Origin of the sequence: Streptomyces sp. NPDC056734 (assembly GCF_042790455.1) — a bacterium.
Classification (GTDB): domain Bacteria; phylum Actinomycetota; class Actinomycetes; order Streptomycetales; family Streptomycetaceae; genus Streptomyces.
Genome location: NZ_JBHTZD010000023.1, coordinates 36,522 through 57,390, shown reverse-complemented (window position 1 = coordinate 57,390; position 20,869 = coordinate 36,522). Strand labels below are relative to the sequence as shown.

The following is a 20,869-nucleotide window of genomic DNA, read 5'->3' as shown; positions in this document are numbered from 1 at the left end:
ATGCCAAGGGTGGGCAGACCCTACCGCAGCCCATAGCGGTGTGAAGCACGGTTGACCGACCAGATGGATCAACTGGTGAATGATTACGTTGTCATGGCCGAAATGTCCCCTGGAAAGACGCCGGAGACGCGTCCGTGGGGCGACAGAGACGCGTCATCCGTCAAGTGGGGGGCGGTAGTTGGGGGGCGATTGCCTACCCGGATTCACCGTCTGCTCAGTTTCACCGTCTGCTCAGTTTCACCGTCTGCCCGGTTCACCGCCCGCCCAGGTTCGCGGTCAGCTCACCCCGGCGTTCAGGAAGATCCCCCCGTCCACCACCAGCGTCTGCCCGGTGACCCAGTCCGACTGGTCGGACGTGAGGAACGCGGCGGCGCCGCCGATGTCGGAGGGGACGCCGAGCCGGCCGAGGGGGTAGGCCGCGGCGGCTTCCACCTCGCGGCCCTCGTAGAGAGCCTGGGCGAACTTGGTCTTGACGACGGCCGGGGCGATGGCGTTGACCCGCACCTTGGGGGCGTACTCGTGGGCCAGTTGGACCGTCAGGTTGATCATCGCCGCCTTGCTGACGCCGTACGCGCCGATGAACGGCGAGGGGGCGAGCCCCGCGACGGAGGCGATGTTGACGATCGCGCCGCCGTTGTCCTTCTGCCAGGCGTGCCAGGTCTTCTGGGCGAAGCCGAGCGCCGAGATGACGTTGGTCTCGAACACCTTGCGGGCCACGCCCAGGTCGAGATCGGCGAGCGGGCCGAAGACCGGGTTGGTGCCCGCGTTGTTCACCAGGAAGTCGACCCGGCCGAACACCTCCATCACGCGTGCCACGGCGACCGCCTGATGGGCCTCGTCGTGGGCCTTGCCCGCGACGGCGATCACCCGGTCCGCGCCGAGCCGCTCGACCGCCTCCTCAAGGGCGTCCTCGCCCCGGCCGGTGATGCAGACCCGGTCACCGCGCGCGACCAGAGCTTCGGCGACGCCGTACCCGATACCACGGCTCGCACCCGTGACCAGGGCGACCTTCCCGGAGAGCGGGGGGCGCCCGGCCGCGCTCGCGGCGTCTGCCGTGTCTGCCGTGTCTGCCGTGTCTGCCGTGTTCGTCATATCCGCCACATCCGCCACGTCCACCGCAGTTGCCTTGCCTGTTGTCTTGCCCGCTGCCCTGCTGCCTGCTGCCGTGCTGCCTGCTGCCCTGTCAGGCATGTTTCAGGCATGTCTCCCGCGCGCCTAGTCGAGCGGTCCGCCCGCCACGTACAGCACCTGGCCCGATACGAAACCGGCCGCGTCGCCCGTGAAGAAGGCGACGGCGTTGGCGATGTCGGCGGGCTCGCCCACGCGCTGGACCGGGATCATCGAGGCCGCGGCGGTCTTGAAGTCCTCGAAGCCCATGCCGACGCGTTCGGCGGTCGCGGCGGTCATGTCGGTGGCGATGAAGCCGGGGGCGACGGCGTTGGCGGTGACGCCGAACTTGCCGAGTTCCTTGGCGAGGGTCTTGGTGAAGCCCTGGAGTCCGGCCTTGGCGGCGGAGTAGTTGACCTGGCCACGGTTGCCGAGCGCGGAGGACGAGGAGAGGTTGACGATCCGGCCGAAGCCCGCGTCGACCATGTGCTTCTGACACGCGCGGGACATCAGGAAGGCGCCGCGCAGATGCACGTTCATGACGGTGTCCCAGTCGTCGACGCTCATCTTGAAGAGCAGGTTGTCGCGGAGCACACCGGCGTTGTTGACGAGGATCGTCGGGGCGCCCAGCTCCTCGGCGACCCGTGTGACGGCGGCCTCGACCTGGGCCTCGTCGGAGACGTCGCAGCCGACGGCGAGGGCCGTGCCGCCCGCCGCGGTGATCTGCTCCACGGTGTCCTTGCAGGCGGCCTCGTCGAGGTCGAGCACGGCGACCGCCCGGCCCTCGGCGGCCAGCCGTACGGCGGTGGCGGCACCGATGCCCCGCGCGCCTCCTGTGACGATCGCGACGCGCTGCTCAGTGGTGGACATGGCTGCTACTCCTCGCCCTCGGGGATGCGGCACCCGCGGCCGGTCCGACCGATTCGGTGAGCGACCGCTTAGTACCTTCAGCAGGACGTGACGCTAGAAGCCCTGGCACCCGGTGTCAACGGGGCACGGCCCGATGTGATCCATTACCGCCCGTACCGCCCGTACCGCCCGTACCGCGCCGGGTCAGCGCACCAGCAGGTCCAGCAGCCGCCGGGTCTCCGCCGCCGGGTCCAGGGTCAGCCCGGTGTGCACGGGGCCCGGTTGCACGACCGTCGACCGGGGCGCGACCAGCCAGCGGAAGCGCCGCCCGGCGTCGTCGCCGCTCGCCTGCCCGGCCCCCTCGCCGCCCGCGCACACGCCTTCCACCGCGCGCAGGGCGGCCCGCACGCCGGTCACGTCGGCGTCGGGGTCCAGCGCGCGTAGCCGTGTTTCGTCGAGGTGGGTGAGGGCGCCTACGTATCCCCGGGCCCGGCAGTAGAGCAGGACGCCGGCGTTGATGCACTCGCCGCGCTCCACGCGCGGGACGACCCGCAGCAGGGCGTACTCGTAGACGTCCCGGTCACCGCCCTGTCCGGCCCGGGTGATGTGGCGCTCGGTCATTGCCCCGGCCACGTTGATCCGCTGGTTGCTCACCGGGGGCCCTCCAGGCCGTTGATGCGGTCGTGGACGCCCGCTGCGCGCGCGAGCAGCGGTCCGGCGTAGGCGCGGCGCAGGTCGTCGGGCGTGTCGAAGCCGGGTTCGCCGGTCAGCCAGGCGTCCGGGACCAGGGCGGTGACCTCGGCGAGCAGTTCCTCGGTGATCTGCGGCGCGAGCCGCGCGGCGGCGGCCGTGACGTCCGGGGCGAAGGGCCGCAGGGCGTGGTCGGAGGCGTCGTAGGGGCGGGCGGCGGAGGCGTCGGCGCCGGGCCAGTTGTGGTGCCAGATCATGGTGGCGCCGTGGTCGATGAGCCACAGGCCGCCGTGCCACATCAGCAGGTTGGGGTTGCGCCAGGAGCGGTCGACGTTGTTGACGAGCGCGTCGAACCATACGATCCGGCCCGCGTCCTCGGCGCTCACCTCGAAGGCGAGCGGGTCGAAGCCGAGCGCGCCGGAGAGGAAGTCCATGCCGAGGTTGGGGCCGGCGCTGCCCTTGAGCAGTTCCTGGACCTGCTCGTCGGGTTCGCCGAGCCCGAGCACGGGATCCAGGGCGACGGTGACCAGCCCGGGTACCCGCAGACCCAGCCGGCGGGCCAGCTCCCCGCACACCACCTCGGCGACCAGCGTCTTGCGGCCCTGTCCGGCGCCGCGGAACTTCAGGACGTACGTCCCGAGGTCGTCGGCCTCGACGAGTCCGGGCAGGGAGCCGCCCTCACGCAGGGGCGTGATGTAGCGGGTGGCGGTGACTTCCTTGAGCATCGCCCCAGGTTACTGGGGCGTTCACAAGCGTCGCGGGCCGCCCTGTGGCGCAGGCGTCTCGATCGGGTGAAGATCCGCGTGACGGTGAACTCCGTCCGCTTCCCGACCGTACTTCCTGCGAGACCGCGAAACCCTCGCAGATCCAGAAAGATCACACCACGTCCCTGGAGGAACGCCAGCATGGCCAGCGATTCGCTTCACCCCGCCGTCCGGCCCGCCCGTCGTACCGTCATGGCCGCGGCCGGGGCGGCCGGGCTCGCCGCGGCGCTGACCGCGTGCGGTTCGGGGGACGACAGTTCCTCCTCGTCGTCCTCGGACGCGCCGGCGGCCTCCGGCAGCGCCCCGGCCGAGGGCGGTGCCGTGCTCGCCCTGACCACCGACATCCCCGAGGGGGGCGGCAAGGTCTTCGAGGCCCAGGGGGTGGTGGTCACCCAACCGGTCGCCGGGGAGTTCAAAGCCTTCTCGTCCGAGTGCACCCACCAGGGCTGCGCGGTGAAGGACATCGCCGACGGGGTGATCACCTGCCCCTGTCACGACAGCCAGTTCTCCGCGGCCGACGGCAGCGTGCGGCAGGGGCCCGCGACCCAGCCGCTGCCCGCCGCCCAGATCAGCGTGGAGGGCGATGAGATCAGGCTGGTCTGAGCGCGGATCCGATCGGCCGAGCACAGGTCAGCTCGACCCGAGCCCGGCTCCTGCCGATCCGACCCTGCCGGGAATCTCCTGGCGGCGACGTTCGAGGCACCCCAGGACCTCGTGTCCGTGGTCGCGACCGCGACGACCAGCGCGAGGGTGTGGCGGATCATCGCGGCGGTGCACTCGGCGGGCACTCCCGCGACGGCGCCCGAGGCGGCCACGGCGCCGGTTCCGCGGTTCACTGCGTCGAACACCGCGTTGGGGATCGCCACGTTGACGGAGACGCCGGTGACGATCACCGTGCGGCGGCCCGGATTGCGCGGCAGCGCGTCCACCTCGGCGCCCTGGGTCGGCGACAGCCCGTGCGGCCGTCGTACGACGGTGTCGTCCTCGGCTACTTCGATCGGCGGGGCGTTGCGGCTGGCGGCGCGGCCGGCGGGGCGGCATTCAACGAGGGCGTGGACGACTTGGACGCCGCTCTCGTGCGCGGCGGCCACCAGCAGGGCGACATTGGCGAGGGCGCCGGACGCGCGGGCCTGCCGGGCGTGGGTCGGTTCTCGACCGCGCCACCAACTCCGCCAGACCCGTCACCGTCCGTTCAGGGAGACCGTATGGCCGCCATCGCTCAGCGCCGGAGCCGGTAGATCACGATGTCCGCCGAGGGGCCTGACGCGTTTCTCGCCGTGGAGCGGACCTGCCGGGTGGCGACCATGGCCGCCGACGGCACCCCGCACCTCAGTCCCCCTGTTGTTCGCCGAGGACGGCGGCGTGCTGTGGCTGTACTCGCCGCTCACTGACCCGGAGCAAGCGCTGGGCCCGAGCTGCGCCGGGACGCACGGATCGCCGTGGTGGTGAACGCCGGGCACGACTAAGGGGAGTTACGCAGGGTGGAGCTGACCAGGTGAGGTGGAGTTCGTCGGGGAGCGCCGCGCGCCGGAGAACCGGCTCCTGAACTCGTCGCCGTGGAGCGGCTGTTCGCCCGGAAGCACTTCGCCCTCGACGAGCTGCCCCACGACGGCCGACATGCCTGGCTGCGGCTGACGCCGGAGACGGTGGCGTCGTGGGACTTCCGGAAGGGGGGTGGGGCGGGGGCATAGCACCGCCGACCCCGCCCGGTCGCCGGACCGCCGGAGGCAAGGGGTGGGGCGGAGATGCAGCACGGCCCACTCCGTCCGGTCGCCGGGCTGCCGGAGGCGGCGAGGCGGGACGGAGGCGCAGCACGGCCGGCCCGTGAGCCCACCGGGCACCCGGAGGCAGGGCGGCGAGCCGGGGGCACTGCATCGCCGACTCCATCAGGCCACGGGACCACCGGAAACCGGGCGGTGGGCCGGGGCACTGCACCGCCGCCCCCCTCACATCACTGGACCACTGGACCACCGGACGACCGGACGACCGGACGACCGGACGACCGGACGCAGGCGATGGGCCCGGGCATTGCCCCCTCAAACCACCCGACCACCGGAAACCAGGCGGTGGGCCGGCGAAGTGGCGCCGGTTCGGCCGGGCGGGGTGACGGACGCGCCGATCTTCTCGCCGGCCATGCGCAGGGCCTTGACGGCCGCGCGGATCGACGGGCGGCGGTCGGCGTCGGCGCGCCAGACTACGTAGACATGGCGCTGTACCCGCTGCTTGAGCGGGACCGTGACGACGCCGGGTGGCATCGGGTGGCGGCCGAGCAGGGGGGCGATGCAGACGCCCAGCCCGGCGGAGACCAGGCCGAGCTGGGTGTGGGTCTCGGCGGCGCGATGGCCCAGGATCGGCTCGACACCGCGCGAGCGCAGGGTGAAGACCAGCCACTCGTGGCAGAACTCGCCCTCGCCCCAGGTGATCCACTCGTCGTCGGCGAACTCCCCGAGGTCCACCTCGTCCCGGTCCGCGAGGGGATGGTCGGCGGGCAGGGCAACGTCGGCCGGGTCGTCCAGGATCGGCGCCTTGACCAGCCCGTCGGGCAGCGGCAGCGGCTTGTTGTACCAGTCGAGGACGACGGCGAGATCGAGGTCCCCGCGCACCACCCCGCGGATGCCGCCCTCGGGCTCCAGCTCGCGGGAGCGCAGCCGCAGCCCGGGGTGTTCGGCGCGCAGCGCGGACAGGGCCAGCGGGAACAGGCCGCGCGCGGCGGTCGGGAACGCCGACAGCCGCAGCTCCCCCACCACCTGGCCCCGCTGTGCCTCCAGATCGGACTGAGCGAGCTGCACCTGCGACAGGATCCGGGCCGCGTGATCGGCGAGCAGCCGCCCGGCGTCGGTGAGCCGTACACCCCGCCCGTGCTTGGCGAGGAGCCGCTGTCCCACCTCGCGCTCCAGCTTGGCCATCTGCTGCGAGACGGCCGAGGTCGTGATGTGCAGCCCCTCGGCGGCACCACTCACCGAGCCGTGCCGGGCGAGGGCGTCGAGGGTGCGCAGCCGGTCGAGATTCAGCATGGCCCCAGCCTACGCACAATTAAGCGTTGCTACGAGATACACCGCACGAGATTTCGATTGTGCTACGACGTCAGCGGCGCGATCGTGGACCGCATGACCACCGTCCCCCGCACCACCGCCTCGGGCGCAGCGGGACTCCCCGCCGCCACCCGCCCGAAGGGTCCCCGCACGGACTGGCGGCTGCGCTTCGCCGCCCTGTCGCTCGTCTGGGGCTTCAGCTTTCTGCTGATCAAGGTGGGCACGGACGGCTACGCCCCGTTCCAGGTCACCCTGGGCCGGCTGGTGTTCGGTACGGCGGTGCTGGCGGCGGCGATGGCCGTGCGGCGGGAGCGGCTGCCGCGCGGGGCCCGTACCTGGGCACATCTGACGGTCGCCGCGCTGCTGATCAACGCGCTGCCGTTCTCCCTGTTCGCCTACGCGGAGCTGACCATCCCGTCCACGCTGGCCGGTATCTGCAACGCCACCTCCCCGCTGTGGGGCATGGCCCTGTCGCTGGTGGCGCTCTCCGAGGACCGGCCGACCCGGGTCCGCGTGGCCGGGCTCGGCATCGGCTTCCTGGGCGTGCTCACCGTGCTCGGCGCCTGGCAGGGCTTCGCCGGTCTGGACGCCACCGGCACGGCCCTGGCGCTGCTCGCCGCCCTGAGCTATCCGATCGGCTGGATCTACGTCCGCCGCACGCTGGCCGGGTCGAACGCGTCGCATCTCTCCCTGACCGGAGCGCAGTTGCTGCTGGCGACGGTCCAGCTGGCCGTCGTCACTCCCCTGTTCACCTCCGCGCCGGACGGGTTCCACCTGCTGCCCCTGCTGTCCATCGCCGCCCTGGGCACGCTCGGCACGGGCTTCGCGGTCCTGGTCCAGTACGGCCTGGTCGCCGAGGTCGGTCCGACGACGGCCCAGATGGTCACGTACTTCATCCCGGTCATCGCCACGGCAGCGGGCGCCGCCGTACTGGGCGAGTCACTGACCTGGTCGACACCGGTAGGGGCGGCGATCGTCATCACAGGCGCGGCACTGACCCAGACCCGCCGAAGACAACAAGGCGACTGACGCCCGGGGGGGGTACGGGGGGGACGGGGGGAACAAATGCCGGACCAGCCCAGCGCCGCACGGGAAAGGCGCACGGGAGATCGCAGAGCAACCCCAACGCCCCAGGAAGCACCGGCAATCCCAGGCCAACCCCAACGCCCTTAAGGGGCGCGGGGAACTGCGCGACCAGCCCACCACCACCCGCACCCGCACACACCCAGCACCCCCACCCACCCCGCGCCCCCACAAGCCCGCGCAGCGACCCCGCACCGCCCTCTACCACCTACTACGTACTACCTACTACCTACACATACCGCCGATCCGCCACCCCCGGCCCCACCGCCTCCGCAATGGCGTCAGCCAGCCCCTCCACCTCCCCCTCCCGCAAGGTGGACACCGTCACCCGCACCCCCGGCGGCGCGCTCATCCGGAAACGGGCGCCGGGCGCCACCGCCCACCCCGCGTGCAGCAACCGCGCCACCGCCCCGGTCTCGTCGGGCACCGGCACCCAGACATTCAGCCCGCTGCGCCCGAACGCCGGGACCCCGCGCTCGGCGAGGGCACCGATGAGCGCCGCGCGCCGCGCCCCGTACGCCGCCGCGACCGCCCGCGTGTCCACCGCGCCGCCGCTCCACAGCCGGGCCACCGCGCGCTGGACGAGCCGGCTGACCCAGCCGGGGCCGAGGCGCTGCCGGCCGCGCACCCGGTCGACGGTGACCGGATCGCCGGTGAGCACGGCGAGGCGCAGGTCGGGACCGTACGCCTTGGCGGCGGAGCGGACGAACGCCCAGGAGCGGGTCGCCCCGGCCAGCGGAAAGAGCGGGAGGTCGACGATCCGGTGGCCGTGGTCGTCCTCGATCAGCAGCGTGCGCGGAAACCCGCGGAGCACCTCGCGCAGGGCACGTGCGCGGGAGGCGTTCAGGGCGGCGCCGGTGGGGTTCTGGGCGCGGTCGGTGACGATCAGGGCGTGGGCCCCGGCGGCGAGGGCGGCGCGTACGTCGTCCGGGAGCGGGCCGTGGTCGTCCACCCGGACCGGGACCGTACGCAGTCCCAGCGCCGGGATCAGATCGAGCAGGCTGCCCCAGCCGGGGTCCTCGACGGCGACCGTGTCACCCGGTTTGAGATGGGCCGCGAGCACGCGCTCGATGGCGTCCAGGGAGCCGGAGGTGACGGCGAGGGGCCCGTCCGGCACCCCGTCGGCGTCGAGGTCGGCGCGGGCGCGGCGGACCAGGCCGGGCTCCTCGGGGGCGGCGCCGTAGAGGACGGGTTCGCGGTCGGCCTGGGCGGCTGCCTCGGCGAAGACGCCCGCCAGGGAGGGCAGCAGCGCCGGATCGGGATTGCCGGCCGCCATGTCCCGCACCCCCTCCGGGACGTCCACCCGGAGCTGCTCGCGCCCGGTCGTGGCCGGTTTCGCGCGCACCCGGCTGCCGCGCCGCCCGGCGGTCTCGATGACTCCGCGTTCGCGCAGGACGCGGTACGCGGCGGCCACCGTGTTCGGGTTCACGCCCAGGCGCTCGGCCAGCTCGCGCATCGGCGGCAGCGGCTGCCCCGGCGTCAGCTCCCCCGCCGCCACCGCGCGCTCCACGCTCGCCGAAATCTCCGCTGCGCCCCGCCCACTGATCGGATACTCTACTAGCACAAACCTAACTATGCACTAGTACAATGGAGATCGCCATGCCGGACACCACGGGGACGACCACGACACCGGGGACCGCGACGCCGGAACGGGGCCTCTCGACACCGGGAACGGAACCGTCGGGAACGGATCCGTCGGCAACCGAACTATCAGGAACCGCCACACCGGATACCGCGGCACCGGAATCCACCACACCCCCGCAGCCGGCCACCCCCTCCTACACCGCCACCGACCGCACGGTCCCCACCCGTGACGCCGACCGCGCCCGGTACGACAAGGAGATGGTGCACGCGATCCTGGACGAGGGCTACGTCTGTCATCTCGGCTTCGTCCGCGACGGCGCCCCCGTGGTGCTGCCCACGCTCTACGGCCGGGTCGGTGAGCGGCTCTACGTCCATGGCTCGACCGGTTCGCGCCCGCTGCGGATGACCGGCAAGGCGGACCCGGGCCTGCCGGTGTGCCTGACGGTCACCCATGTCGACGGGCTGGTCCTGGCCCGCTCCGCCTTCCACCACTCGATCAACTACCGCTCGGTGGTGGTGCACGGCATCGCGCGCGATGTGACCGACCCCGACGAGAAGCGTGCCGCGCTGGACGCTCTGGTCGACCATGTCGTCCCCGGCCGCGCGGCCGACTCCCGGCCCGCCAACCGCAAGGAGCTGGCGGCGACCGCCGTGATCTACCTCGACCTGGACGAGGTCTCCGCGAAGCTGCGCACGGGCGGGGTGAACGAAGAGCCGGAGGACCACGCCCTCCCCCACTGGGCCGGAGTGGTCCCGCTGCGCAAGGGCTACGACGCCCCGCTCCCGGACCCCGGCCTGGCCTCCGGCACCGCCCTGCCGGACTATCTGGCCCGGCTGTGATGCAGACCCGCTGGGACGCGGTGGACGTACGGGCGGGGTATGGGGGCAGGACCCCACGGGGAGACGCCCGCCCCCCGTCCATCAAGGGAGGGGCGCCGGGGCCGAGGTCACGCCCGCCCCACCCCCCACCTCCACCCCAGCCCCCGCCCCCTTCGCCTCCGCCACCGCGAGCCCCGCCACCGAGCCCAGCATCAGCAGGGTGCCGATGACGGTCGGCGCGGTGAGGTGTTCGCCGAGCAGGACGACCGCGAGCCCCGCCGCGCTGACCGGTTCGAGGAGCATGATCACGGAGACGGTGGCGGACCGGATGACGGCGGCTCCGGCGAAGTACAGCGCGTAGGCGAGGGCGGTCGGGACGGCCGCGATGTACACCACCAGCCAGACCACCCGCAGCGGGTCGGCGGTGTGCGGCACCAGCCCCTCGACCAGCGCGAACGGCAGCAGGCAGACGGTCGTCACGGCGAACGCCCACACCGTCGTGCGCGAGGCGTCCGTGCCACCGTCGCGGCCCCAGCGGCGGGTGAGCAGGGTCATCGCGCAGTATCCGGCCGCGGACAGCAGGGCGAGCGCCACGCCCCACGGGCGTACGGAGGTGTCACCGCCGCCGAGGACCAGCACCCCGAGCCCGGCGAGCGCACCGGCCACGGCGAGCACACCGCCGCGTCCGAGCCGCTCCCCCATGGTCAGCCGGGCACCGAGCGCGATCAGTACGGGCCCGGCGCCGAGGGTGACCACGGTGGCGACGGCGAGACCGGTGGCGGCCACGGCGGCGAAGTAGGCGGTCTGGAACACCGCGAGGCCGACCCCCACGGCCCCGGCGCGCAGCGCCTTGCGCCGCAGCGGCTCGGGCACGGCGACGGCCGGTGCCGTGGTGGCCCGGGGCCGTAGCGCGCGAGCGGCGAGCAGCAGTACGAGTCCGGCGGCGCAGCGCCAGAAGGACAGGGTGACCGGGCCCATGTCGCTGGCCTCGTAGACCAGCGAGGCGGCGGCGCCCGCGGTGCCCCAGGCGACACCGGCGACGATCAGATAGGCCAGGCCCCGCCCGACGGGCAGCCCGCCGACGGACCTGACAGAAACAGAAGACGAAGACGAAGACGAAACGGAGGGCGAAGCAGCAGGCGAAGCAGCCAAGCAGCCTGAAGAAACCGAGGAATCTGAGGAATCTGAGGAAAAGGACACGCGTTGTCTCCGCAGTCGCGCGTGGTGCGCGGAAGTTCGTGGAGGGACCGCCGCTCAGCGGGGTTTGCGGACTTCGTCTGCGGGCAGCACCGTCACGCCCGGCGAAGTGCGCGGGGCGTGGGTATTGGAGAGCCCGCCTCAGACGGCCGGGGGCGGAAGAACGAGGGCCTTCGCATGCATGATCGATACCCTACGTGGCCGTTTCCCGGGCGGACAACTCCCGCTCGGCCCCGCCCGTGGCCACGGGTTGTGCGGAGCCCTTGGCCGGGGTCGCCGACTGGGCGATGAACGCGCCGGTCAGCACGACCGCCCCGCCGATGATCTGCGGCGCGGACAGATGCTCGCCGAGCAGCACCCAGGCCAGCACGGTCGCGATGACCGCTTCGAGACAGGCGACCACCCCGGCGACCTGCGGTGACAGCCGCCGTACGGACACCACTCCGGTAACATAGGCGATCACCGTGGCGACCAGGACGATCCAGCCGAGCAGAGCGAGGGCCGGGACGGCGTCGCCGTCCATGCTCGCGCTGCCCGCGAGGACGCCCCAGTCCATGCCCCAGGGGCGGGCGACGACGGTGAGCACGGCGGCGCCGATCAGCAGGCCGTAGGCGATCACGCCGAGCGGGTCGGGGGTGTCGGCGCCGGAGTCACTGCCCTGGTCGGAGAGGACGAAGTAGCCGACCTGGCAGCAGGCCGCGCCGAGCGCCAGCAGCAGCCCCACGGCGTCGAAGCTGAGCCCGGACCACACCTCGACGACGCAGGCGAGACCGCCGACCGCGAGGACGACCCCGACGGCCGCGGCCCGGGTCACCGCCCGGCGCTGCACGAACCGCACCCAGCCCAGCACCAGCGCGGGCGCGAGGTACTCCACGAGCAGCGCCACGCCGACCGGGATACGGGAGATGGAGGCGAAGTAGAACGCCTGCACACCGGCCACGGCGAGCAGCCCGAACCCGGCGAGCAGGGCGGGGCGGCGGCGCAGCAGCGCGCGGTGACGCACGGCGAGCGGCAGCATCACCAGGGCGGCTCCGGCGACCCGCAGCCACACCACGTGCAGCGGGTCGAGGCCCGCCTCGATCAGCGGCTTCGCCGCCACCCCGGAACCGCCGAAGGCCAGGGCCGACCCGAACGCGAGGCCCAGCCCGAAGCCCTTGCCGCGGCCTGCGTTGCTGCTCTGTGTCGTACGCACCGGCACATGATGACAGGCGATGACATGACCGTCACCCCCGTGGCACCTGTCTCAAGAACTCGGCCGGTCCCAGGAAGGTGAACCCGGCCGTACGGTCTCAGTGGCGCGGTGCCGGTTCGAGGCGCTTGAGGAGCTGTTCGGTGTCGATGCCGGCGCGGGTGAGCACCTCGACCGCCCGGGCGTCCGGGTCGGTGGCGAGGGCGGCGAGCAGATCGAGGCCGCGCGGCCGGTCGTCGCCCCGGCGGGCGGCGCGGCCCGCGGAGTGCTCCAGCGCGGCGGCCGCGAGCGGTGAGTAGCCCTCGGCGACGGTCATCACGGGCAGTGCGCCGGAGTCCTCGACGGTGCTCTGCCAGCGCAGGCCGTAGCCGATGCTGCGCTGGACGAGGTAGCCGAACAGCCGGGCGAGGCGCGGTCCGTCGTCGCCGCACGCCGCGCGCACCTCGGGGTCGGTCTCCAGCAGGGAGTGCAGCAGATGGGCCGTGTCGATGTGCCGGTCCCCGTCCCGCACCGCCCGCCTGCGGGCGCCGGCGAGCACCGCTGCCAGCTCGGCGCCGAGCCTGGCATCGTGGTCCGCGCGTGAGGCACTGCCCTGGTCGGAGTCGGGTTGCCGGGGGATTCGGTGGTGCACATCCCCTACCCCATCAGTCCCTTTGGCCCGAGTCATCCCCGGCGGGAAGCATTCTCACGTCCCACGCAGAGCGGACATCCGCGGCGGGAATCTCCTCCTTGCGGATGAGATCACACCCAATCCGGCACAAGGGCGCACGAAAGTGCGCCGCACGCCCCTGTCCGCAACCATCACGCAGTGTCGCTCGTCCGACACAGACATGGACCACGATTGCTGGCTGGTGGCGCTGCCGGCGGTCGACGGCAGGGACTACGTGTACCGGGTCTACGCCCCGATGGACGCCCTGCTCGCCGACCTGTTCTGGGAGGCCTGGCACTGCCACGACGAGGGACCCTACCCGCGCGCGTGGGACCTGTTCGACGCGGCGGTGATCCGCAGGGTCGGCCGGGCATGCCGCTCCTGACGGTTCACCCCTTCTGGCAATTCATCAGCATTGAGGGTTTCGGGAACTGCCGAGTCCCTGCGAAAGCCGGACGGACCGCTGACCCCACCGGACGGACAGGTCCGCAACTCACAGGAGGGCGCCCCGGGACTCTCCCCGGGACGCCCTCCACCCCCGTACCCCCGTAGTCCCTGGCACGGGTGCGTGCGGCCGTCAGTCCTCGTCGGCCAGGATCAGGTACAGCTTCTTGCGCGCGTCGGTGATGACGGCCAGCGCCTTCTCGCGCTGTTCCTTGCTGCCGGTCTTCCAGACCTGGCCGAAGGCTTCCATGAGGCCGAAACCGGCCTGCCGGATCTCGTTCAGCGTGTCCCAGTCGACGCCGCGCGAGGCTTCCTCCCAAGGGGCGTCCGGCCCCTCGTCGGCGGCCCGGCGTCCGGCGTCGGTGAGGGAGAACAGCTTCTTGCCGCCCTCGCTCGCACTGACGATCAGTCCCTCGTCCTCCAGCAGCTGAAGGGTCGGGTAGACCGAACCGGGGCTGGGTTTCCATGCCCCGCCGCTGCGCTCGGCGATCTCCTGGATCATCTCGTAGCCGTGCATCGGGCGGTCCTTCAGCAGGGCCAGGATCGACGCCCGTACATCACCGCGCCGGGCCCTTCCCCTGGGTCCGCCGCGTCCACGGCCACCCCAGGAACCGGGACCGAATCCCGGTCCGCCGAATCCAGGACCACCGGGACCGAAGGGCCCGAAAGCCGCTCGTCGGCCCTCGAAACCGCCCTTGCCGCGGCGTCGTCCGTGCTCGTTCTCGTATCCGTGCGTGTGCATCGCGATCATTCCATTTCTCATGTTTCCGCGTTTTCGCATCGCGTTCGTTCACATACATCGCGCCTCATCGTTGATCAGTCGCGATGCGTCAACGATATATCGGAATGACCGCGACGGCAACCGTGGCGCTCATCCGCACGGTCGAGCGAGCCGATCACTCGTTGGTGACTTCCGCCGCTCGGCCCCGCGCACCGCCGGGATCCTCGGGAAGGGCGGCGCACGACCGGCGCCGCCGGAGGCATGCGGGTGGGGACACACACATGACAGACGGCATGGCAGACGGCACGACGGACGGCCTGACGGGTGGCACGGAACGGAACGCGGGACGGCGAGGGGCGGGCCCGGACGGACAGGCGCTGCTGCTGGCGGCCGGGCTGGCGGACCTGGCGGTGAGCACACTGGGGACGGCCCTGGGCACGGTACGGGGCCTGCTGCGCCGCTCGGACGGCGCGGAACTGGCCGAGCAGGCCGAGCGGGACCTGCTGGCGCGGGGGCGGCTGGCGCTGGACCGGTACACGGCCGCACCCCCGCCGCACCTGGAGATCCTCGCCCGGAACGCCCGGAACGCCAGAGGCACCAGAAACACCAGCGGCACCAGCGGCGCCCAGCAAGCCGGGCCCACCCGGCAAGCCCGGCCTGCCCGGCCTGCCCCGTCCACCCCGCCCCACCACCCCACCCCCGATGTCTGATCCCTGGCACCCGGCGTCCTTCCGCGCCCGGGTGGACGAGGTGCTGCGCGTCTTCGTCGCCGAGGAGGCCGACCGGTTCGCGGAGATCGATCCGCTGCTGGCGCCGGTGGCCGCGCAGGTCGAGGCCGCGGTCGCGGACGGCAAACGGCTGCGTGCCGCGTTCTGCTACTGGGGCTGGCGGGCGGCGGGCCAGCCGGACAGCGACGCGCTGGTGCGGGCGGCGGCGTCCATGGAGCTGGTGCACGCGGCGGCGGTGGTGCACGACGACCTGATCGACGACAGCCGGCTGCGCCGCGGGCGTCCCACCGCGCATCTCGCCCTGCGCGGCGCGCTGCGGCGCCGTCCGCGTGCCGCCGCCGCGGCGCGGTCGCTGGCGATGCTGGTGGGCGATCTGCTGATGGCGCTGGCCGGGCAGTTGTTCGCGAGCAGCGGGCTGCCCGCCGCCTATCTGGCGCGGGCCCGTCCCCTGTGGGCGGTGCTGGCCCGGGAGCTGATCGCGGGCGAGTGCCTGGAGATCCTGCGCACCGGGACCGGTCCGGACACCGAGGCGTCACTGAAGGTCATCCGGTACAAGACCGCCAAGTACACCGTCGAACAGCCGCTGCTGATCGGCGGCGCCCTGGCGGGAGCGGGTGAGCGGCTGCGCGAGGGCTTCTCGGCGTACGGGCTGCCGCTGGGCGAGGCGTTCCAGCTCCGCGACGATCTGCTCGGGCTGTTCGGCGACCCGGAACGCACCGGCAAGGCCAACGCCGACGACCTCTGCGCCCACCGGCCCACCGCCCTGCTCGCGGAGACCTGGCGGCTCGCCGACGCCGGTGACCGGGAACGGCTCACCGCCCTGCTGGGCCGCCGCGCCCTGGACGCGGACGCCGTCGACAGCGTCCGCGCGCTGATGCGCCGCCTCAAGGCGCCCGACCGGATCGAGGACATGATCGGCGTCCGGGTCGAGGAGGCGCTGGACGCCCTGCACGGCCTGGACCTGCCGGCCCCCGCCGCCGGGGCGCTGACCTGGCTGGCCCGCTCGGCGGCGGACCGCGCGTCCTGACCGCCCCGCCTCCGTACGCCGCCCCCTCTCCCCCTCGTACGACAAGGAACCCCCATGCCTGCTCACACCGACGCCTCGATGGACACCCTGCGTCTGGCCGGTGACGAACTCGCCGACGCCACCGTCGCCGCCCTCTTCGACCGGGGGGAGGTGGGCAAGTTCAACACCCTGATGCGGTACGTCTCCACGGCCGGCGCCCCGCTGCCGGACGGGCTGCCGGACGTGGCCCGGGAGTATCTGGCGGCCACGAGCACACCCCCGGCCTGGGTGGACTGGGCGGAGATGGAGAAGGCCCGGCTGTTCTTCATCGACAACAACGTGCACATCACCACCGCGCTGTCCTTCGCCTCCATGCCCGCCTGTTACGTCGTCCCGCACGTGGCGAAGCTGCTGTCGGCCAGCCACGGGCTGAAGTACCCCGCCAAGCGGATGGCGGAGACCGGCCAGTTCACCGTCTATCTGATGCAGCCGGGCGCCTTCGAGGCGGGCAGCCGTTTCATCCCGGCGGCGCAGAAGGTGCGGCTGCTGCACGCGTCCATCCGCCATCACCTGAGCCGCGAGGACCTCTGGGACACCGGGACCCTCGGCACGCCGATCTGCCAGGAGGACATGATCGGCGGCCAGATGTTCTTCTCGATGCTGGTGCTGGACAGCCTGCACCGCCTCGGTATCCATATGTCGCAGGAGGGCGCGGAGGCGTACTACTACGCCTGGCGGGTCGTCGGCGCGATGCTCGGCGTGGACCAGGAAGCGGTCCCGGGGAACCTGGACGAGGCCCGGCAGTTCCTCGACCTCTACATGATCCGCCACATGGGTCCCTCGGCGGAGGGCACCCAGCTGACCCGCCAGCTCATCGATCTGTACGAGGAGGTCGTCCCCGGCACCTTCTTCGACCCGATCGTCGCCGCCCTGATCCGCTATCTCGTCGGCGACACCTGCGCGGACTGGCTCGACGTCCCGCACACCCCGTGGGACACGGCCGTCAAGGCCGTACCGCATCTCCTGGGCGTGCTGGAGACCATCGAGGACCGCTCCCCGCTCGGCGCGTGGGCCCTGGACCGGCTCGGCCGGCTGACCACGGTCTTCGAACTGTCCTCCCTGACCCGGGGCCGGGTCATGCACTACGCCATCCCCGAGTCCCTGAAGAAGGACTACGGCGTCTCCAGCGCGGTCCCCCGCCACCACCGCTGGACGCCACCGGCCCCGGCGATCCCCTGACGGACCCGGCCTCCTTCCCGGGGTCGCCGGACCCGGCCCCGCCGCGCTGGTCCTCACCGGCCCGCACTCCGTCGTTCAGCACGGGGTTTCGAAGAGGACTTCGAAACCCCGGCTTCGAATGGGCTTCGAAAGACGACCCCCAAGGGCTTTGCATGACCATGCGGCATCATGCATACTCTTCCTATGTCCAAGGTCCTCACCTCCCTGCCCACCGGCGAGCGCGTCGGCATCGCCTTCTCCGGCGGCCTCGACACCTCCGTCGCGGTCGCGTGGATGCGCGACAAGGGTGCCGTCCCCTGCACCTACACCGCCGACATCGGCCAGTACGACGAGCCCGACATCGCGTCGGTGCCCACGCGCGCCAAGACCTACGGCGCCGAGGTCGCCCGGCTGGTCGACTGCCGCGCCGCGCTGGTCGAGGAGGGCCTGGCGGCGCTCACCTGCGGCGCGTTCCACATCCGTTCGGGCGGGCGGGCGTACTTCAACACGACGCCGCTCGGCCGGGCCGTGACGGGCACGCTGCTGGTCCGGGCGATGCTGGAGGACAACGTCCAGATCTGGGGCGACGGCTCGACGTTCAAGGGCAACGACATCGAGCGGTTCTACCGCTACGGGCTGCTGGCCAACCCCAAGCTGCGGATCTACAAGCCGTGGCTGGACGCCGACTTCGTGACCGAGCTGGGCGGTCGCAAGGAGATGTCCGAGTGGCTGGTCGCGCACGAGTTGCCGTACCGGGACAGCACGGAGAAGGCGTACTCCACGGACGCCAACATCTGGGGCGCCACGCACGAGGCGAAGACCCTGGAGCACCTGGACACCGGCGTCGAGACCGTCGAGCCGATCATGGGCGTGAAGTTCTGGGACCCGTCGGTGGAGATCGCCGCCGAGGACGTGACGATCGGCTTCGACCAGGGCCGCCCGGTCACCCTCAACGGCAAGGAGTTCGCCTCCCCCGTCGACCTGGTGATGGAGGCCAACGCGATCGGCGGCCGGCACGGCCTCGGCATGTCCGACCAGATCGAGAACCGCATCATCGAGGCCAAGAGCCGTGGCATCTACGAGGCCCCGGGCCTGGCCCTGCTGCACGCGGCCTACGAGCGCCTGGTGAACGCCATCCACAACGAGGACACCCTCGCCCAGTACCACAACGAGGGCCGCCGGCTGGGCCGGCTGATGTACGAGGGCCGCTGGCTGGACCCGCAGGCGCTGATGATCCGGGAGTCCCTCCAGCGCTGGGTGGGCGCGGCCGTCACCGGCGAGGTGACGCTCCGGCTGCGGCGCGGCGAGGACTACTCGCTGCTCGACACCACCGGCCCCGCGTTCAGCTACCACCCGGACAAGCTGTCGATGGAGCGCACCGAGGACTCGGCGTTCGGCCCCTCGGACCGGATCGGCCAGCTCACCATGCGCAACCTGGACATCGCCGACTCCCGCGCCAAGCTGGAGCAGTACGCCGGGATGGGCCTGATCGGCACCGCGCACCCGGCCATCGGCGCCGCCCAGGCCGCCGCGACCGGTCTCATCGGTGCCATGCCGGAAGGCGGCGCCGAGGCCATCGCCTCCCGGGGCGAGGTCTCCGAGGAGGACGAACTCCTGGACCGCGCGGCGATGGAACTCGGCACGGACTGAGAAGCGGCAGAGGCGGTACTGATCAGCGCGGTGAAGGCCGTCCGGCAGCAGCACGCCGGGCGGCCTTCGCCGTGCGCCGCGCGAGCCCCGTGTCCCCTGCGCGGATGGCGTCCCGATCGGTCCAGCTCCCCCCGATTGGCCTTGGCCCGCCCTTCCCGCCACCCCCTACCTTCGACGCCATGCGGATTCGAATTGTCGACGCCTTCACCGACCACCCCTTCTCCGGCAACCCGGCCGGTGTGCTGCTGCTGGACGCGTTCCCGCGGGACGGCTGGTTGCAGGACGTGGCGAGGGAGGTGAATCACGCGGAGACGGCGTTCGCGCACCGGCTTCCCGGGGGCGGGGACGCCGACTGGGCGCTGCGGTGGTTCACGCCGGTCACCGAGGTCGCGCTGTGCGGGCACGCCACGCTCGCCACCGCGCACGTCCTGCACCGCACCGGCGCGCACGAGGGCCCCGTACGCTTCGCGACGCGCGGCGGAGTCCTGGTGGCCCGGCCGCACGCGGACGGGTCGATCACGCTGGACTTCCCGACCGCGCCGCTCACCCCCGTCGCCCTGCCGGAGGGCGTCGCCGGGGCCCTGGGCGCCCGCCCGCTGACGGCCTTCGACACCGGCCCGGACGTCGGTGACCTGCTCCTCGAACTCGCCGACGAGCGGACGGTCCACGCCCTCGCCCCGGACCACAAGGCGCTCGGCGCGTACTCGGCCCGGGGCATCATCGCCACCGCCCGCGCCGAGGACCCGTCCCGTGGCTACGACTATGTCTCGCGCGGCTTCTTCCCGAACGTCGGCATCGACGAGGATCCGGTCACCGGCAGCGCCCACACGGCCCTCGCCCCCTACTGGTCCGAGCGCCTGGACAGCCCCGACCTCACCGGCCTCCAGGCGTCCCACCGGCCCGGCCGGGTGCGTACGGGGCTGCGCGGGGACCGCACGCTGCTCACCGGCCACGCGGTGACGGTCATCAAGGGCGAGTTGCTGACATCTTGACGCCCTGCCCGGCGGGCCCGGTCACGCCGTGGGCAGCCAGTCGACCTTCCCCGCCAGCAGCGCGTACCCGACGAAGGCGCCGATGTCGAGCAGGGTGTGGGCCACGACGAGCGGGCCGACCCGGCCCCAGCGGCGGTAGAGGTAGACGAAGACGACGCCCATCACCATGTTGCCGATGAACCCGCCGATGCCCTGGTAGAGGTGGTACGAGCCGCGCAGTACGGAACTCGCCGCGAGCGAGGCGCCCGGGGACCAGCCCAGCTGATCGAGGCGGCGCAGCAGATAGCCGACGACGATGACCTCTTCGAGGATGGAGTTCTGCGCGGCGGACAGGATCAGCACCGGGTACTTCCACCACACGTCCGGCAGCGCCTCCGGCACCACCGTGAGGTTGAAGCCGAGGCCACGGGCGGCGAGGTAGAAGGCGATACCGGTGCTGCCGATGCCCGCCGCGATCAGCGCTCCACGGCCCAGGTCGGGCCAGGGGCGGGTGCGGTCGAAGCCGATCGTGCGCAGGTTCGCGCCCTCGCGCAGCAGCAGATGCGCGACGAGCGCGACCGGCACCAGCGCGGTGGTGATGCCGAACAGCTGCCAGGCGAGGTCCAGCCAGGGACGGCCGGGCGCCGCCGAGGCGTTGAGCGTGGCCGCCTGGTCGCTCAGCCCGCCGGGGCGGGTGGCCGACCCGATGAAACTGATCAGCGCGGAGACCCCGCTCGCGCCCAGCGACAGGGCGAGGACGAGCAGTGTCTCGTCGCGCAGGGTCCGCCGCGAGAGCCGCTCACGCGGCTGGTCCGTCACCGCCGGACTGTCCTCCGCCTGCACGCGTGCCTCCAGTGGGTAGAGCCGTGAGAGATCACAGCTTGCCCCATGAAGCTGGGAAAGACGGCCCCAGGGTCGACCCGGTCTCCGGACACGGGCGAGCGCCCGGCCAGGACGACGCGACCCCCGGCTGGGGCTGGGCTCGGGCTCGGGCTGGGGCTGGGGCGGCTTGGGCTCGGGCTCGGGCTCCGGCGGGTCAGGCCGAGGGCTCCGGCTTGGCCAGCCCGGCGGCACGGGCCCGGGCTCCGGCGCGGTCAGCCCAGCGGCTCCGACTCCGGCAGGTCAGCCCGACGGCTCCGGGCTGGTCAGCCCAGCGACACCGGCACCG

At 72.5% G+C, this 20,869-nt stretch carries 20 protein-coding genes and 2 pseudogenes; 10 read left to right on the top strand and 12 right to left on the bottom strand.

The annotated features are described in order from the left end of the window. Positions 1–276: 276 nt before the first annotated feature. From ACFRFC_RS30150 to ACFRFC_RS30135, 4 genes are all read right to left on the bottom strand, one after another. Entirely contained in the window at positions 277–1,092 is an 816-nt protein-coding gene (locus ACFRFC_RS30150; protein WP_382691087.1) for an SDR family oxidoreductase, read from the bottom strand. 123 nt (positions 1,093–1,215) lie between these two features. Then, positions 1,216–1,977 (bottom strand): 3-oxoacyl-ACP reductase FabG, encoded by a 762-nt coding sequence (fabG, locus tag ACFRFC_RS30145; RefSeq protein WP_382691085.1) that lies wholly within the window; start codon positions 1,975–1,977, stop codon positions 1,216–1,218. A gap of 183 nt (positions 1,978–2,160) precedes the next feature. Then, entirely contained in the window at positions 2,161–2,577 is a 417-nt protein-coding gene (locus ACFRFC_RS30140) for a DUF3037 domain-containing protein (protein WP_382691276.1), read from the bottom strand. A gap of 29 nt (positions 2,578–2,606) precedes the next feature. Continuing rightward, on the bottom strand, positions 2,607–3,371 hold the full coding sequence (locus tag ACFRFC_RS30135; protein ID WP_382691082.1) for a HipA family kinase: 765 nt from the start codon (positions 3,369–3,371) through the stop codon (positions 2,607–2,609). Positions 3,372–3,551: 180 nt separating this feature from the next. On the opposite strand from ACFRFC_RS30135, the gene ACFRFC_RS30130 reads away from it, so the two are divergent. Next, positions 3,552–4,013, top strand: a complete 462-nt coding sequence (locus tag ACFRFC_RS30130; RefSeq protein WP_382691079.1) for a Rieske (2Fe-2S) protein — start codon at positions 3,552–3,554, stop codon at positions 4,011–4,013. A gap of 27 nt (positions 4,014–4,040) precedes the next feature. On the opposite strand, the pseudogene ACFRFC_RS30125 reads toward ACFRFC_RS30130, so the two are convergent. Further along, positions 4,041–4,558 (bottom strand): annotated as a pseudogene (locus tag ACFRFC_RS30125) (isochorismatase family protein); the annotation flags it as partial. Positions 4,559–4,654: 96 nt separating this feature from the next. Between ACFRFC_RS30125 and ACFRFC_RS30120 the strand changes: the two are divergent. Next, positions 4,655–5,101: pseudogene (locus ACFRFC_RS30120) on the top strand (pyridoxamine 5'-phosphate oxidase family protein). Positions 5,102–5,446: 345 nt separating this feature from the next. Here ACFRFC_RS30120 and ACFRFC_RS30115 read toward each other — a convergent pair. Next, positions 5,447–6,424 carry a LysR family transcriptional regulator gene (locus ACFRFC_RS30115; RefSeq protein WP_382691076.1) on the bottom strand — a complete coding sequence of 326 codons (978 nt, stop codon included), beginning with the start codon at positions 6,422–6,424 and terminating at the stop codon, positions 5,447–5,449. Between the two features lie 93 nt (positions 6,425–6,517). Here ACFRFC_RS30115 and ACFRFC_RS30110 point away from each other — a divergent pair, with 93 nt between their 5' ends. Further along, positions 6,518–7,471: a DMT family transporter gene (locus tag ACFRFC_RS30110; RefSeq protein ID WP_382691073.1), complete on the top strand. Its 954-nt coding sequence runs from the start codon at positions 6,518–6,520 to the stop codon at positions 7,469–7,471. Positions 7,472–7,754: 283 nt separating this feature from the next. On the opposite strand, the gene ACFRFC_RS30105 is transcribed toward ACFRFC_RS30110, so the two are convergent. After that, positions 7,755–9,089: an aminotransferase class I/II-fold pyridoxal phosphate-dependent enzyme gene (locus tag ACFRFC_RS30105; RefSeq protein ID WP_382691070.1), complete on the bottom strand. Its 1,335-nt coding sequence runs from the start codon at positions 9,087–9,089 to the stop codon at positions 7,755–7,757. Between the two features lie 35 nt (positions 9,090–9,124). On the opposite strand from ACFRFC_RS30105, the gene ACFRFC_RS30100 reads away from it, so the two are divergent. After that, positions 9,125–9,949, top strand: a complete 825-nt coding sequence (locus tag ACFRFC_RS30100) for a pyridoxamine 5'-phosphate oxidase family protein (protein ID WP_382691067.1) — start codon at positions 9,125–9,127, stop codon at positions 9,947–9,949. A gap of 81 nt (positions 9,950–10,030) precedes the next feature. Here ACFRFC_RS30100 and ACFRFC_RS30095 read toward each other — a convergent pair whose 3' ends face one another. From ACFRFC_RS30095 to ACFRFC_RS30085, 3 genes are all read right to left on the bottom strand, one after another. Further along, positions 10,031–11,002, bottom strand: a complete 972-nt coding sequence (locus ACFRFC_RS30095; RefSeq protein WP_382691273.1) for a DMT family transporter — start codon at positions 11,000–11,002, stop codon at positions 10,031–10,033. 316 nt (positions 11,003–11,318) lie between these two features. After that, positions 11,319–12,323 carry a DMT family transporter gene (locus ACFRFC_RS30090; RefSeq protein WP_382691064.1) on the bottom strand — a complete coding sequence of 335 codons (1,005 nt, stop codon included), beginning with the start codon at positions 12,321–12,323 and terminating at the stop codon, positions 11,319–11,321. Between the two features lie 91 nt (positions 12,324–12,414). Beyond that, positions 12,415–12,945: a Clp protease N-terminal domain-containing protein gene (locus ACFRFC_RS30085; protein ID WP_382691061.1), complete on the bottom strand. Its 531-nt coding sequence runs from the start codon at positions 12,943–12,945 to the stop codon at positions 12,415–12,417. Between the two features lie 199 nt (positions 12,946–13,144). On the opposite strand from ACFRFC_RS30085, the gene ACFRFC_RS30080 reads away from it, so the two are divergent. Continuing rightward, positions 13,145–13,348 carry a hypothetical protein gene (locus tag ACFRFC_RS30080; protein WP_382691059.1) on the top strand — a complete coding sequence of 68 codons (204 nt, stop codon included), beginning with the start codon at positions 13,145–13,147 and terminating at the stop codon, positions 13,346–13,348. A gap of 192 nt (positions 13,349–13,540) precedes the next feature. Here the strand turns inward: ACFRFC_RS30080 and ACFRFC_RS30075 are convergent, their stop codons facing one another. Beyond that, on the bottom strand, positions 13,541–14,149 hold the full coding sequence (locus tag ACFRFC_RS30075) for a PadR family transcriptional regulator (protein WP_382691056.1): 609 nt from the start codon (positions 14,147–14,149) through the stop codon (positions 13,541–13,543). Positions 14,150–14,421: 272 nt separating this feature from the next. On the opposite strand from ACFRFC_RS30075, the gene ACFRFC_RS30070 reads away from it, so the two are divergent. From ACFRFC_RS30070 to ACFRFC_RS30050, 5 genes are all read left to right on the top strand, one after another. Next, positions 14,422–14,838, top strand: coding sequence for a hypothetical protein (locus ACFRFC_RS30070; protein WP_382691053.1), 417 nt, complete (start codon positions 14,422–14,424; stop codon positions 14,836–14,838). Continuing rightward, a complete protein-coding gene (locus ACFRFC_RS30065) occupies positions 14,831–15,883 on the top strand; it encodes a polyprenyl synthetase family protein (RefSeq protein ID WP_382691050.1) in 1,053 nt (350 codons plus the stop codon). The genes ACFRFC_RS30070 and ACFRFC_RS30065 overlap by 8 nt, the downstream gene beginning before the upstream one ends. Positions 15,884–15,937: 54 nt before the next feature. Further along, a complete protein-coding gene (locus ACFRFC_RS30060) occupies positions 15,938–17,101 on the top strand; it encodes an oxygenase MpaB family protein (protein WP_382691047.1) in 1,164 nt (387 codons plus the stop codon). A gap of 183 nt (positions 17,102–17,284) precedes the next feature. Continuing rightward, complete coding sequence (gene argG, locus ACFRFC_RS30055; RefSeq protein ID WP_382691045.1) at positions 17,285–18,730, top strand: argininosuccinate synthase; 1,446 nt, start codon at positions 17,285–17,287, stop codon at positions 18,728–18,730. Between the two features lie 179 nt (positions 18,731–18,909). Continuing rightward, positions 18,910–19,722 (top strand): PhzF family phenazine biosynthesis protein, encoded by an 813-nt coding sequence (locus ACFRFC_RS30050; RefSeq protein WP_382691042.1) that lies wholly within the window; start codon positions 18,910–18,912, stop codon positions 19,720–19,722. Between the two features lie 21 nt (positions 19,723–19,743). Here ACFRFC_RS30050 and ACFRFC_RS30045 read toward each other — a convergent pair whose 3' ends face one another. Next, entirely contained in the window at positions 19,744–20,520 is a 777-nt protein-coding gene (locus tag ACFRFC_RS30045) for a CPBP family intramembrane glutamic endopeptidase (RefSeq protein WP_382691039.1), read from the bottom strand. Positions 20,521–20,869 lie beyond the last annotated feature (349 nt).

Bases quoted from the DNA above. Each gene is read 5' to 3' on its own strand.
- ACFRFC_RS30150 (WP_382691087.1), bottom strand. From the start codon at position 1,092: ATGACGAACACGGCAGACACGGCAGACACGGCAGACACGGCAGACGCC.
- fabG (WP_382691085.1), bottom strand. From the start codon at position 1,977: ATGTCCACCACTGAGCAGCGCGTCGCGATCGTCACAGGAGGCGCGCGG.
- ACFRFC_RS30140 (WP_382691276.1), bottom strand. From the start codon at position 2,577: ATGACCGAGCGCCACATCACCCGGGCCGGACAGGGCGGTGACCGGGAC.
- ACFRFC_RS30135 (WP_382691082.1), bottom strand. From the start codon at position 3,371: ATGCTCAAGGAAGTCACCGCCACCCGCTACATCACGCCCCTGCGTGAG.
- ACFRFC_RS30130 (WP_382691079.1), top strand. From the start codon at position 3,552: ATGGCCAGCGATTCGCTTCACCCCGCCGTCCGGCCCGCCCGTCGTACC.
- ACFRFC_RS30115 (WP_382691076.1), bottom strand. From the start codon at position 6,424: ATGCTGAATCTCGACCGGCTGCGCACCCTCGACGCCCTCGCCCGGCAC.
- ACFRFC_RS30110 (WP_382691073.1), top strand. From the start codon at position 6,518: ATGACCACCGTCCCCCGCACCACCGCCTCGGGCGCAGCGGGACTCCCC.
- ACFRFC_RS30100 (WP_382691067.1), top strand. From the start codon at position 9,125: ATGCCGGACACCACGGGGACGACCACGACACCGGGGACCGCGACGCCG.
- ACFRFC_RS30080 (WP_382691059.1), top strand. From the start codon at position 13,145: ATGGACCACGATTGCTGGCTGGTGGCGCTGCCGGCGGTCGACGGCAGG.
- ACFRFC_RS30075 (WP_382691056.1), bottom strand. From the start codon at position 14,149: ATGCACACGCACGGATACGAGAACGAGCACGGACGACGCCGCGGCAAG.
- ACFRFC_RS30070 (WP_382691053.1), top strand. From the start codon at position 14,422: ATGGCAGACGGCACGACGGACGGCCTGACGGGTGGCACGGAACGGAAC.
- ACFRFC_RS30065 (WP_382691050.1), top strand. From the start codon at position 14,831: ATGTCTGATCCCTGGCACCCGGCGTCCTTCCGCGCCCGGGTGGACGAG.
- ACFRFC_RS30060 (WP_382691047.1), top strand. From the start codon at position 15,938: ATGCCTGCTCACACCGACGCCTCGATGGACACCCTGCGTCTGGCCGGT.
- argG (WP_382691045.1), top strand. From the start codon at position 17,285: ATGTCCAAGGTCCTCACCTCCCTGCCCACCGGCGAGCGCGTCGGCATC.
- ACFRFC_RS30050 (WP_382691042.1), top strand. From the start codon at position 18,910: ATGCGGATTCGAATTGTCGACGCCTTCACCGACCACCCCTTCTCCGGC.